This is a genomic window from Devosia sp. A16, assembly GCF_001402915.1.
Taxonomy (GTDB): Bacteria; Pseudomonadota; Alphaproteobacteria; order Rhizobiales; family Devosiaceae; genus Devosia_A.
On sequence record NZ_CP012945.1, the window covers coordinates 1,345,209 to 1,357,446 of the forward strand.

The window sequence follows — 12,238 nt, forward strand, 5'->3', positions numbered from 1 at the left end:
GGACGCTATTTCGCGAGGTGCTAAGAAACGCCTTATAGCCTTCCTATAGCCCCCTCTCCCGCCTCTACCAGGAGTCCTTGATTGTCAAATCGCGTGCGCACCGCCGTGTTCCCGGTTGCCGGTCTCGGCACCCGTTTCCTGCCTGCCACCAAGGCGATGCCCAAGGAAATGCTGACCGTGGTCGATCGGCCGGTGATCCAGTACGCGGTGGATGAGGCGCGCGAGGCCGGGATCGAGCACTTCGTCTTCGTCACCGGCCGCAACAAGAGTGTCATCGAGGACCATTTCGACCGCCAGTACGAGCTCGAGCACACGCTGGAGATCCGCGGAAAGACCGAAGCCCTGCGCGAGTTGCAGAAGGACCTGCCGTCGGCCGGTCAGACCAGCTTCACCCGCCAGCAGGAGCCCCTGGGGCTGGGTCACGCCGTGTGGTGCGCCCGCGAACTGGTCGGCGACCAGCCCTTCGCCCTGCTCCTGCCCGACATGGTGTTTAAGGGCGTCCCCGGCGTGCTGCGCCAGATGATGGATGCCTACGAGATCAGCGGCGGTAACGTCATCGCGGTCGAGGAAGTGCCGATGGAGGACGTTTCCTCCTATGGCGTCGTGGCGCGCGGCGCCGGCCCCGACGAAGGCTTCCGCATCACCGGCATGGTGGAAAAACCCAAGCGCCAGGATGCCCCGTCCAACCTGATCATTTCCGGCCGCTACATCCTGCAGCCGCAGATCTTCTCGCTGATCGCCGACCAGGAGCGCGGCGCCGGCGGCGAGATCCAGCTCACCGACGCCATGCAGACGCTCATGACCCAGCAGCATTTCAGCGGCGTGAAGTACAAGGGCCAATCCTTCGACTGCGGCTCCAAGCTCGGCTTTCTCACCGCCAACGTGGCCTTCGCCCTCGATCGCCCGGATCTCGCCGATGCCTTCCGCAAGGAAATCCAGCATCTGGTGTAGTGCGAGCGTGCCGCCCCTCGCCAATCGCGCCCTCCAAGGCCGGCGTGCACCAGGATTTGCACATCCCAGCGCGTCTGGAGCGCTACCAGGTGCTACCGGTGGAACTTCACCCCGAGCGTTACCTGATGCTCGTCGGTGGCCGGCGCTGACGTCTTCTCGGTTCTGAGGAAGCTGTAATCGGCGGTGAGGTCGGTATGCGCGTTGAGCAGGTAATCCGCTCCCGCGCCCAAGCCCCAGCTCTGCTCTTCGCTGTCGATGCCCTGGTAGTGCGCCGCAGTCCAGCTGGCGTCGGCGCGCAGCTTCAGCCAGGGGTTCACCAGGTATTCGACCTGACCCGTTGCGGCATAGGTGAGCTTGGCGGTCGCGCCGGAGGTGGTGCCCGGCTGTGAGACGGTAGTGGTCAGGGCGCCGGTCAGCGTCAGTGTCTCGTCGGGCTTGAACACCGCCCTGGCGTCGTAGAGCACGGCAGAAAAATCGCCGAGCGTTTCATCGCCGAAGTCGGTGTAGCCCAGACCCAGCGAGCCCTCCAGTTCCAGCGTCGGGGTGAACTTGGCACTGAGCCCGGCACGCCCGGCATAGGTGACGTTGTCGAGCTTCACCATCAGGCTCGGCGACGGCGCGTCGTAGCTGACGATGTCGGCTTGCGTGTCGATGAAGGCGACGAGGCCCGGCGTCAGCTCATAGCCGAGCCGGACCCCGGCGCCATAGGACGTGGTATTCTGAAACGTGTTGTCGGAGGTCGAGCTGTCGTCATAGACCGTCTCGCCATAGACCTCGCGCCCGGCGCTACCGCGCACGGCCAGGTTGAACGCGCCGAGGTCGCGCGCGGCGCTCACCTCGGCGCTGCCCGAGAGCACCAACGGGGCCGAAGCGACGTTACTGGCGTAATCCGGACCGTCGGGATCGTCCTGCGAAATCTTCAGGTTGGCGCGCCCCGCCAAGGAGGTCAGTGCGTCGAGGTCGTAGGTGCCGCCGACCGTCCCGGTAAGCGAGTCGATATGGGCATTGCCGTCGACCTGATAGCTGATCTCGCCGCTGAGACCCGCATCGTAGCCACCCCGAATAGTCTGCTGCTTGAGCGTAACGCTCGGCAACGCGATCAGCTTGTAAGTCGGCGCGGCGCCGCTGCCGTCATCCTTGATGCCGCCGCGCAGGCCCAGGCTCCAGTCGATGTCGATAAGGTTGCCGGCTTCATCCGGCGGCGTCGTGCTGCAATGGGCACACTCGGTTGCCGGATAGCCGATGAGGTCGGCATTGTTGGTTGCCGAACCATCGCCGAGCGGCACGAACTCGCCCGCCCCGGCGGGAGCGGTGAGCAGCGCCAGCGCCATGGCGCTGGCGGCAATGCCGGCTCTCCTCGTCTGCATAAGCTGCACCGCCTCGGGCGATAGTGGTCAACGAACCCTTGCAGCTTATGGTTAAAGAAGCCTTGTGGCGGGGGCGGGTCAGGCCGCCTCCACCTTCAACAGCGCCCCATCCGCATCGACGATCCGCACCCGTGAGCCGGCTGCCAGATCAGGGCCCTGCACCCGCCATACGGTATCGTCGAGCGCCAGCCGGCCGATGCCGTCGCGGATCGGTTCGTCGAGCACCGCCTCCTGGCCGATGAAGCGGTTGGCGCGCTGGTTGAGGAACGGCCGGTCCGACGCCACACCCGGGCCACGGAATTTCAGCCACAGCCCGATGCTGACGAGCGCCAGCACGCCGAAGATGACGAATTGCAGCGGCCAGAAGATGCTGACCAGCAGCGCCAGCGCCCCGGTGACGAGGGCCGCGCCGCCCAGCCAGATCAGCACGCCGCCCGGCAGCACCAGTTCCAGGGCCAGCAGCACCAGCCCAGCCACCACCCAGGACCACGCGCCGTGGCTGGCGATGAAGTCGATGACCTGCATCTCTGCCTCCTGTCGGTTACGAGGGTCAGGTGGTGGATGGCGGACGACCGCTCTGCGGCCGGTTCGCCGGCTTGTCGCCGCTGAAGGCCTCCTTGGCGATTTCGGCAATGCCGCCGATGGCGCCGATGACGCTTGAGGCCTCGACCGGCAGCATCAGCACCTTCTGGTTCGGCGAGCGCGCCAGCCCTTCCAGCGCCTTGATGTAGTTGTTGGCGACGAAGTAGTTGATCGCCTGCACGCTGCCCGAAGCGATGGCGTTGGACACCACCTCGGTGGCCTTGGCTTCGGCTTCGGCGGAGCGCTCGCGCGCCTCGGCGTCGCGGAACGCCGCCTCGCGTCGACCTTCGGCCTCCAGCACCTGGCTCTGCTTCTGCCCCTCTGCCTGCAGGATCGCCGCCTGGCGCTTGCCTTCGGCCTCGAGGATCAGCGCGCGCTTTTCGCGTTCGGCCTTCATCTGGCGACCCATCGAGTCGACCAGGTCCTTGGGCGGATCGATATCCTTGATCTCGATGCGGGTGATCTTGAGGCCCCAGGGCTGCACCGCGGCATCCACCACCTTGAGCAGGCGATGGTTGATCTCGTCGCGGTTGCTGAGCAGTTGGTCGAGATCCATCGAGCCCATCACCGTACGGATATTGGTCATGGTGAGGTTCTGTACGGCGAGCTCGAGTTGCGCCACTTCGTAGGCGGCGGCTGCGGCATCGAGGATCTGGTAGAAGTTGACGCCGTTGACGGTGACCGTGGCGTTGTCGCGGGTGATCACCTCCTGGTGCGGCACGTCCACCACCTGCTCCATCATGTTCATCTTGCGGCCGATACTGTCGACGAACGGGATGATCAGGTTCAGGCCCGGCTTCAGCGTGCGGATGTAGCGGCCGAAGCGCTCCACGGTGAAATTATAGCCCTGCGGCACCACCTTGGCGCCGGCAAACAGCACCAGTACCGCGAGCACGCCCAGCGCGATCAGCGTCAGGCTCAACCCGTCCAGTTCCATGAAATCCATTATCCTATCCCCTGTTGCGCCCGACCCGTTACGAAACATGTATGTGGCCGCCGGAGTCCCTGCAACGCCAGCCCCTCGATTCCAGTGGGAACACTCGGACAACAACGCCGTTGAACGATCAGGACAATCGTTCGCGAGTAACGCCCATGCCTGCCACCCGTCCGATCTGGAAAGGCCAGTTGCGCCTTTCGCTGGTTTCGATCCCGGTCGAGATGTTCACCGCGACCAAATCGGGCGCCAAGCCGAGCTTCCGCCAGATCCACGAACCGACCGGCAAGCCGATCCATTACGAAAAGGTGGTCGACGGCGTCGGCCCGGTGGACAGGGACGAGATCCGCAAGGGCTTCGAGTATGAGAAGGGTGATTACGTCCTGCTCACCGACGACGAGATCGACGCGGTGAAGCTCGAAACGCGCAAGACCCTCGAGCTGGTGCAGTTCGTCGACGAGGACGAGATCCCGCCGATGTATTTCGATACCCCCTACTATCTGACGCCCGCCGACGAGCTGGCCGAGGACGCGTTCCGGGTGGTGCGGGATGCCTTGCGCAAGTCGAAGAAGGTCGGCATCGGCCAGCTCGCGCTGCGCGGCAAGGAATACCTCGTTTCGATCAAGCCGTGCGGCAAGGGCATCCTCCTCGAGACGTTGCACTACGAGGACGAGCTGAAGAAATCCGACAGCTTCTTCTCCGACATCCCCGCAAAATCGACCGACAGCGACCTGCTGGATGTGGCGACGGCGCTGATCGACAAGAAGACCGAGAAATTCGATCCCAAGGCGTTCAAGGATCACTACCAGGCGGCCCTGCGCGAGCTGATCCAGCGCAAGCTGAAATCCAAGGGGCGCAAGGTTACCACCGATGTCGAGGAGCCCTCGCGCAGCCCGCGCGGTGACAATGTCGTCGACCTGATGGTGGCCCTCAAGAAGAGCCTCGAAGGCGGCAATACTGCCAAGCCCGCGGCTTCGGGGCGCAAGGCGCCCGCCAAGTCCACCGCGCGCAAGCCCGCCGGCAAGCCGGCACCGCGCAGGAAAGCGAGCTGAAAATGGCCGGCACACCGAGCGAACTGCTGAAGGACTATCGGGCGAAGCGCGACTTTGCCAAGACCGCGGAACCCTCGGGAACCAAGGCCACGCGCCGGACAAAGGGCAAGCCTTTGCGTTTCGTGGTGCAGAAGCACGACGCAACCCGGCTGCATTACGACTTCCGCCTCGAACTCGACGGGGTGCTCAAGAGCTGGGCCGTCACCAAGGGTCCTTCGACCAACCCGGCCGACAAGCGTCTGGCGGTGCGGGTCGAGGACCACCCGCTCGACTATGGGGACTTCGAGGGCACCATCCCCGAAGGCGAGTATGGCGGCGGCACGGTGATGCTGTGGGACGAGGGCACCTGGGAGCCGGTCGGCGATCCGCACGAGGGCCTTGAGCACGGCGACCTCAAGTTCCGCCTCGACGGCAAGCGCATGAAGGGCGAGTGGGTGCTGGTCCACATGAAGGGGCGCGACAACCAGACCCGGCATGGCACCCGCGAGAACTGGCTGCTGATCAAGCACCGCGACGACTATTCAACCGAAGCCGACGGGCTCACCGAGAAATTCACCACCAGCGTGGAGACCGGCCGTGACCTGGACGGGATCGCCAAGGGCTTGAAGTCGCGAAAGAAAGCAGGCTCCGAACGGTCCGCGAGGCGAGTCTGGACCAAACAGGGCGAGATCGTGTTGCCCGAGTTCCGCGAGCCGCAACTGGCCACGCTGGTCGAGGATGTTCCCGCCGGCGACGGTTGGCTGTTCGAGATGAAATATGACGGCTATCGCTGCATCGCGGCGGTCGCCGGGCCCGAGGTGCGGCTCTATACCCGGAACGGCAATGACTGGACCGGGCAGTTCCACAGCCTGGTCGAACCGCTGTCCAAGCTCACCAAGGGGTCGGCGCTGCTCGACGGCGAAATCTGTGCCTTCAAGGATGGCCGTTCCGACTTCTCCACCCTCAAGGATGCGCTTTCGAGCGGCGCCCCGCTGGTCTATTTCGCTTTCGACCTGCTCGAAGAGGATGGCGAGAACCTCGAAAAGCTGCCGCTCCTCGAGCGCAAGGAGCGCCTGCGCAAGCTCCTTGGCAAAACCCGGGACGGCGGCTCCGTCCAGTACTCCGAGCACGTGCGCGGACATGGCGAAAAAGTGCTGCAGGCGATGTGCGAGGCGCATCAGGAGGGGGTGATCGCCAAGCTCGCCGATGCCCCCTATCGGCACGATCGCACCCGCAGCTGGTTGAAGATCAAGTGCACCAAGCGGCAGGAATTCGTCATCGGCGGCTGGCGCCCTTCCGACAAGCACAAGGGCTTCGCCTCGCTGCTGCTGGGCACCTGGGAGGGCGGCAAGCTGATCTATCGCGGCCGCGTCGGCACCGGCTTCACCCAGAAGAGCTCGGCCGAACTGCAGGCGGAACTGGACAAGCGGGACCGCAAGGGGTCGGCCTTCGAAGCGGTGCCGCGCGACATCGTCCGGCGGGCGCGCTGGGTCGAGCCCGAGTTGGTCGCCGAGATCGACTTCACCGAATTCACCCCTGATGGGGTGCTGCGTCACCCCTCCTTTGTCGGGTTGCGTCAGGACAAGCCTGCACGCGAGGTGAAGCTGGAAACCAAGGCCCGCGAGCGTCCCGCGACAAAGCGAAAATCAGCGGTTAAGCTCAAGGCCATGGAGCTCACCGACGACATGGGGATCGCGATTGCGGAGCGGATCGGCGTGAGGCTGACCAATCCGAGCCGCGCCGTCCTGCCCGACGAAACGGTCACCAAAGCCAAGATCGTCGCCTATTACGAGGCGGTCGCGGCCCGCATGCTGCCGCATATCGAGCGGCGCGCCCTCAGCCTGGTGCGTGTGCCGCATGGCAGCCGGCCGTTCTTCCAGAAGCATGACAGCGGCGGCTTCCCCGACGTGATGAAGCACGTCCAGATCAAGCTGAAGGAGAGCGAGGACGAGGACCATTTCTACGTCGACGACCTCGCCGGCATTGTCGGTGGCGTGCAGATGTCGACCCTGGAGTTTCACATCTGGGGCAGCCGGATCGACAAGCTCGAGCAGCCCGACCGCATCATCTTCGATATCGACCCTGACGAAGGACTCGGCTTCGACCATGTGCGCGACGCCGCCCGCCATATCCGTGACATGCTGAAGGACTGGGGTCTCGAGAGCTTTCCCATGGTCACCGGCGGCAAGGGTATCCATGTCATCGCACCGTTGACCCCGCGGGCCGAATGGCCGGAGGTGAAGGCCTTCTGCCACTACCTCGCCGACTGGCTCGCCGAGACCGCCCCGGACCGCTTCACCTCGAACATTCGCAAGGCGACGCGCAAGGGGCGTATGTTCGTCGATTACCTGCGCAACGAGCGGGGTTCCACCGCCATCACGCCGTTCTCGACCCGCGCCCGCCAGGGCGTCCCCTGCGCGGTACCGGTCGCCTGGGACGAGCTCGATGACCTGGCAGGCGCCAATGTCTTCTCGCTCGAAACCGCCGCAGCCAAGGCGCAGGAGCCCGACCCGTGGCCGGACTACTTCAAGCTCCGCCAGTCGATCACCAAGGCGATGCTCGACAAGGTGCCGGACGAACTGAAGCGCTGATTGCTGGACACATAGTGGTTCCCCGCGCCCCCTTCTCTGGCGAAAACTAAGGGCTTAGCTTCGCTAAACCCAAGTTTTCGCTTTCTCCCCCGCCAAGGGGGAGATGATCGGTGCCTTCCACCTGCACCTGAATATCAGTCGGGACTCTCCCCCTTGGCGGGGGAGAAAGCGATTTCTTACGTTTAGCCGTTTGGCTAAGCCTTAGAAATCGCAAGAGAGGGGGTCCAGGAGGGCACTGTGCTCACCACCCCCCTGAGCCTTAAACCCAACCCGCCAGTTCCTTGCGGATCACCGTTTCCAGCATCCCCATGCCGAGCTCGCTGTCGTTGAGGCACGGGATATAGGCATAGCGCTCGCCGCCGGCATGCTCGAACTGCTCGCGGCCGGTGATGGCGATCTCTTCCAGCGTCTCGATGCAATCGACCGAGAAGGCGGGCGCGACCACCGCCACGCGCTTGATCCCCTGCCCCGGCAGCGCCATCAGCGTCGCATCGGTGTAGGGTTCGAGCCACTTGGTGGGGCCGAACCGGCTCTGGAAGGTCACCCTGAGCTTATCGTCCGACCAGCCCAGAAACTCCCGCACCAGCCGCGTCGTCTTGAGGCACTGGCAGTGGTAGGGGTCGCCTGCCTCGAAGTACTGCACCGGCATGCCGTGATAGGAGGTGAGGATCACATCGGGGGTGAAATCCAGCGCCGCGACGCCATCGGCAATGCTCTGCGCCAGCGCCTCGATATAGGCGGGCTCGTCGAAATAGGCTGGAAGCGTGCGCACGGCAGGCTGCCAGCGCAGCATCTTCAGCGCATCGAACGCCTTGTCGTTGGCGGTAGCCGTGGTGGTCGCCGAATATTGGGGATAGAGCGGCGCCAGCAGGATCTTCTGGCAGCCTGCCGCCTGCAGCGCCTCGATGCCCGACTTGGTCGACGGGTTGCCGTAACGCATGGCAAAATCGACGATGACGTTCCTGCCCAGCCGCTCCTGCAGCTTGCTGGCCTGCCTGCGGGTGATGACCCGCAGCGGGCTGTCATTGGCATCCTTGTCCCAGATGCGGGCATAGTTCTCGCCGCTCTTCTGCGGCCGGGTGGAGAGCACCACGCCTTGCAGGATCGGCTGCCACAGCCATTGCGGGGACTCGATCACCCGCGGGTCGGACAGGAACTCGCTGAGATAGCGGCGCACCGACCAGTAATCGGTGCCGTCGGGGGTGCCCAGATTGAGCAGCAGCACCCCCACTTTCGGCGTCGCGATCGGGGGGTGTCCGGGGGGAAGTCCGGTTGCCATGGGCTGGCCTGTCGTTGGTGACGTTCTCTGTGGCGCGCAACATAGTCAGGGCCGCCCCGAACACAAGTGCAAGGGTGTCGCGGCAGGCTCAGAAACTGGCGAGCAACAGCACTGTGCCGAAGGCGAACACCACGAGCGCGCCGCCCAGTTCCGCCCACCATACCAGCCGGCTGCCAAGCTTGCCTTCGGCGCCGAGATACCGGCTGGCAAAGCCCTTGGCGCCGACCGCCAGCACGGCCAGCACCGACACGGTGATCGCCGTGCCGAGCCCCATCAGGAACACCGCGGCGATGCCCGCCAAAAGGATGCCCTGGCTCAGCGCGAACACCAGCACCACCAGCGCCCCCGAGCAGGGACGGAGCCCCACGCCGAGCACCACGCCGAGCTGTTCGCGCCAGTCGCCGGTGGTCTGTTCTGCCGTCACCACGTGGTGATGGCCATGGTCGTGGTCGTGCGCTTCGTGGTCGGCGTGGTCGTGCCCGTAATGCGCGTCGCCCGGCAGGCGGCCATAGGCGTCGAGCCGCGGTCCATCCGCCGGCTGCAGGCCGGTGCGGAAGTTGAAACTGGGTCCGCGCTCCAGGTCTTGTTTGCGAACATTGAGCAGGGCGTGCCTTGGCGCTTCATCCTCGTGCAGGTGCTGGTGCGCCTTGGCCGTCAGGTCAGGTCCATGGTCGTGCGAATGGCCCCAACCGAACAGCTTGCGCGCAATCAGCCACAGGCCGAGCAGCGCCACGAGGCCATACGAGGCCTTCTCGATCCAGCCCACCGCGGTGCCCATGGCGGCGCTCGACAGCCCCAGGATCGCCGCGGCGACCCCCACGAACACCACCGCGACCAGCGACTGCATCATCGCGGCGGCAAAGCTGAGCCCGATGCCGCGCCGCACCTGCCGTTCGTTGGCCAGCATATAGGAGCCGATCACCACCTTGCCGTGCCCCGGCCCGGCGGCGTGGAATACGCCATAGAGAAAGCTCAGCCCACCCAGCACCCAGAAGGCGGTATAATCGGACTTGAGCTTGCCCAGCGCCGCCGTCAGCGCCTGGTAGAAGTCCGACTGCATCTGCGACACCCAGCCCAGGAACCCGGTTTTGGGCAGCACGAAGCCCGGCTCCGGCGGCGGCCCGCCGAACGGCAGGGCCGGCTTGGCTTCCGCCACCTGGGTCACCGCTTCGAGCGCCGTCGACGCTTCCCTGGGCGGCGCGGCGCCGGCGCAATCGAGCACGATCGCTCCCTGCGAACCACGCACCGCCGCTTCGAGATCGGGCGGCAACTGCGTCACATCCGGCGACAGCTCGAACAGGCGGGCCTGGAGATCCGGCGACAGCTCGCGCGGCGGCTCCATGTGCAGCGCGCACCCCTTGGGAGCGTTGACCAGCGTGACGTCGGCGGGAGCGTGGAAGGTGATGGCGACGTAATATTCGGGATCGGCGATGGCGATCTCGAGCTTGTCCTTGATCCGGTACGGCGTCGTGGGCGCGATATCGAAACTCAGCGTCGAGCGGTTGTTTGCGAAGACGAACTTCGCGCCGCCCACCTCGGTGAACGGCAGCGAAGCGCTGGTCGCGCCGGCTGCGGTGTACTCGGCGGCCGAGGTGTAGAAATTGTACTCCGCCAGCCCCTTGATGTTCTCGTCGGCGAGCTCCTGCATCTCCTCGGACGAGGTGATGCCGTCATTGTTGGTGTCGAGCCCCTGGATCTGCCAGACCGAGAAGGCTTCGTCGAAGGTCCAGGCATTCCGGATCTCGGTGAGTTCGCCCGCATCGTTGAAGACGATGGTCGCCTTGGCATCGATGAAGATATGGGGGTGGGCCTGGGCCGCGCCGGCAAGACCGAGTATGGCGGCCGAAGCCAGCCCCAGCTTGCGCAACAAACCCGTCATCGCCGCCCCGTATCCCGTCTCGCTTACTTCACCGGGTTGTCGGCGAACCAGGCGACCAGATGGTCGATCAGCGCGCGAACCTTGCCGGCAAGGTGCCGCCGATGCGGATAGACGGCCATCAGGCTCGGACCCTCGGGCATCCTGTCCTCGAGCACGCGCACCAGCCGCCCCTCGGCGATCAGCGGCTCAGCGAGGTAGGTCGGCAATACGGCGAACCCAAGGCCGGCGAGCGCCGCCTGCATGGCGGCCACCGGAGAATTGACCCGCGCGGGACCGGAGACATGCACCGAGACGGGCTGGCCATTCTCGATGAAGCGCCACGAGCTGTGCGAAGGCATATTGGTGTCGAGTACGCACGGCATGTTGCGCAGCGCTTCGCCCGAGGTTGGCGTGCCCACCCGTTTGACGAGGCTCGGCGCGGCACAGATCACGTGGCGCATATCGGAAATCTTGCGGGCGATCAGCGAGGAATCCGCCATGGTCGAGATGCGTAGCGCCACGTCGACGCTCTCCTCGACCAGGTCGACATAGCGATCCTCGAGCCTGAGATCGACCGACATCAGCGGGTTTTTGGCGATGAAAGCGAAGATCGCCGGCGCCAGCGTGGTTTCGCCCAGGTTGCGCGGTGCCGACACCCGCACCAGGCCGCGCGGCTCGGCGGTCTGGTCCGAGATCGTCGCGTCGAGGTCGTCGAGCTGCTGCAGCAGCTGGCTCGCCTCGCGATAATAGGCCTCGCCGGCTTCGGTCAGGCTGAGTTTGCGGGTCGTCCGGTTCATCAGCCGTACCCCGAGATAGTCCTCGAGGTCGGTGACGTATTTCGACAGCAGCGCCTTGGAGCGGCCGTGCTGCCGCGCCGCCGAGGAGAAGCCCCCAGCATCGAACACCTGCACGAAGGCCCGGATGCGGGCGAGGTCCTGGCTCATGCGTTCGCGACCTGAACTGTGTAGACTGGTGGTGCTTCTGCCGAACACCACTCAGCCACGCATAAGTCATCTCCAAAGTCCGAACAATGCCGCCACTTGGTCTCTCCGAGATTAACGATAGGATGGGTCGCATGTCGCTCGAACCCACCTTGAAGTCTATCTATCCACCCATGACCAAACCCGAAGCCCGTTCAACGCTTTACCGGCTGATCGAAGCCGGCCAGCTGGCCCACAAGGCGCTGCTGGTGCCGCTGCTCGACCGCGGGCTGGAGCCAGGCGACGATGCGGTGATCTTCGTGCTGCATGCCGAATTGGGAGCCACCGAAGCCGCCTTGGCCGAGCATCTGGGGCTGGAGCCCGAGGCGTTGCAGCCCCGGCTGCAGCGGCTGATCGAGCGGGACATCGTGGCCCGCCAGGCCATCGGCCCCGACCTGACCGAGGGCCTCGCCCTCACCGAACGCGGCGCCCGCATCCGCGACGTGCTGGCCGCCAACTGGGAACAGCTCGAGGAAGCGCTGTTCGCCGACCTGGACGCCAAGAAACGCAAGGGTCTGAGCAAGGCGCTGAGGCGCTTCGTCGAGCTGCTGCGGCTGGCTTAGGGGCGCTGACTGATAGAGACGGCCCCCTCCCGGCCTCCCCCATAAAGGGGGAGGTGAAGAGTCGGGGCTCTGTCTTCGATCGTGCGCAACACGCCGGCAGGG

General features: G+C 65.2%; 10 protein-coding genes. 4 read left to right on the forward strand and 6 right to left on the reverse strand.

Going from position 1 to position 12,238, the window contains the following annotated elements; translation table 11 throughout:
- The first annotated feature begins 81 nt into the window (after positions 1 to 81).
- Positions 82 to 951, forward strand: coding sequence for a UTP--glucose-1-phosphate uridylyltransferase GalU (gene galU / locus APS40_RS06495; RefSeq protein ID WP_055046272.1), 870 nt, complete (start codon positions 82 to 84; stop codon positions 949 to 951).
- Between the two features lie 92 nt (positions 952 to 1,043).
- Here galU and APS40_RS06500 read toward each other — a convergent pair whose 3' ends face one another.
- The 3 genes from APS40_RS06500 to APS40_RS06510 form a co-directional block, all read right to left on the reverse strand.
- Positions 1,044 to 2,318: an outer membrane beta-barrel protein gene (locus APS40_RS06500; RefSeq protein WP_082434228.1), complete on the reverse strand. Its 1,275-nt coding sequence runs from the start codon at positions 2,316 to 2,318 to the stop codon at positions 1,044 to 1,046.
- A 78-nt stretch (positions 2,319 to 2,396) separates the two neighbouring features.
- Positions 2,397 to 2,843, reverse strand: a complete 447-nt coding sequence (locus tag APS40_RS06505) for an NfeD family protein (protein ID WP_055046274.1) — start codon at positions 2,841 to 2,843, stop codon at positions 2,397 to 2,399.
- Positions 2,844 to 2,868: 25 nt separating this feature from the next.
- Positions 2,869 to 3,837, reverse strand: a complete 969-nt coding sequence (locus APS40_RS06510) for an SPFH domain-containing protein (protein WP_055049579.1) — start codon at positions 3,835 to 3,837, stop codon at positions 2,869 to 2,871.
- Between the two features lie 155 nt (positions 3,838 to 3,992).
- Between APS40_RS06510 and ku the strand changes: the two genes are divergently transcribed.
- Entirely contained in the window at positions 3,993 to 4,886 is an 894-nt protein-coding gene (gene ku, locus APS40_RS06515; RefSeq protein ID WP_055046275.1) for a non-homologous end joining protein Ku, read from the forward strand.
- A gap of 2 nt (positions 4,887 to 4,888) precedes the next feature.
- Positions 4,889 to 7,456 (forward strand): DNA ligase D, encoded by a 2,568-nt coding sequence (gene ligD, locus APS40_RS06520; protein ID WP_055046276.1) that lies wholly within the window; start codon positions 4,889 to 4,891, stop codon positions 7,454 to 7,456.
- Positions 7,457 to 7,715: 259 nt separating this feature from the next.
- On the opposite strand, the gene hemH is transcribed toward ligD, so the two are convergent.
- The 3 genes from hemH to APS40_RS06535 all read right to left on the reverse strand — a co-directional run bounded on the left by hemH (position 7,716) and on the right by APS40_RS06535 (position 11,537).
- Positions 7,716 to 8,735 carry a ferrochelatase gene (gene hemH / locus APS40_RS06525; RefSeq protein ID WP_055046277.1) on the reverse strand — a complete coding sequence of 340 codons (1,020 nt, stop codon included), beginning with the start codon at positions 8,733 to 8,735 and terminating at the stop codon, positions 7,716 to 7,718.
- 88 nt (positions 8,736 to 8,823) lie between these two features.
- Positions 8,824 to 10,614 (reverse strand): HoxN/HupN/NixA family nickel/cobalt transporter, encoded by a 1,791-nt coding sequence (locus APS40_RS06530; protein ID WP_055046278.1) that lies wholly within the window; start codon positions 10,612 to 10,614, stop codon positions 8,824 to 8,826.
- 23 nt (positions 10,615 to 10,637) lie between these two features.
- Positions 10,638 to 11,537 (reverse strand): LysR family transcriptional regulator, encoded by a 900-nt coding sequence (locus APS40_RS06535; RefSeq protein ID WP_055046279.1) that lies wholly within the window; start codon positions 11,535 to 11,537, stop codon positions 10,638 to 10,640.
- Positions 11,538 to 11,668: 131 nt separating this feature from the next.
- Here APS40_RS06535 and APS40_RS06540 point away from each other — a divergent pair, with 131 nt between their 5' ends.
- A complete protein-coding gene (locus APS40_RS06540) occupies positions 11,669 to 12,136 on the forward strand; it encodes a MarR family winged helix-turn-helix transcriptional regulator (RefSeq protein ID WP_055046280.1) in 468 nt (155 codons plus the stop codon).
- Positions 12,137 to 12,238 lie beyond the last annotated feature (102 nt).

Coding starts and splice junctions, on each gene's coding strand:
- APS40_RS06500 (WP_082434228.1), bottom strand. CDS start 2,318: ATGCAGACGAGGAGAGCCGGCATTGCCGCCAGCGCCATGGCGCTGGCG.
- APS40_RS06505 (WP_055046274.1), bottom strand. CDS start 2,843: ATGCAGGTCATCGACTTCATCGCCAGCCACGGCGCGTGGTCCTGGGTG.
- APS40_RS06510 (WP_055049579.1), bottom strand. CDS start 3,837: ATGGAACTGGACGGGTTGAGCCTGACGCTGATCGCGCTGGGCGTGCTC.
- ku (WP_055046275.1), top strand. CDS start 3,993: ATGCCTGCCACCCGTCCGATCTGGAAAGGCCAGTTGCGCCTTTCGCTG.
- ligD (WP_055046276.1), top strand. CDS start 4,889: ATGGCCGGCACACCGAGCGAACTGCTGAAGGACTATCGGGCGAAGCGC.
- hemH (WP_055046277.1), bottom strand. CDS start 8,735: ATGGCAACCGGACTTCCCCCCGGACACCCCCCGATCGCGACGCCGAAA.
- APS40_RS06530 (WP_055046278.1), bottom strand. CDS start 10,614: ATGACGGGTTTGTTGCGCAAGCTGGGGCTGGCTTCGGCCGCCATACTC.
- APS40_RS06535 (WP_055046279.1), bottom strand. CDS start 11,537: ATGAGCCAGGACCTCGCCCGCATCCGGGCCTTCGTGCAGGTGTTCGAT.
- APS40_RS06540 (WP_055046280.1), top strand. CDS start 11,669: ATGTCGCTCGAACCCACCTTGAAGTCTATCTATCCACCCATGACCAAA.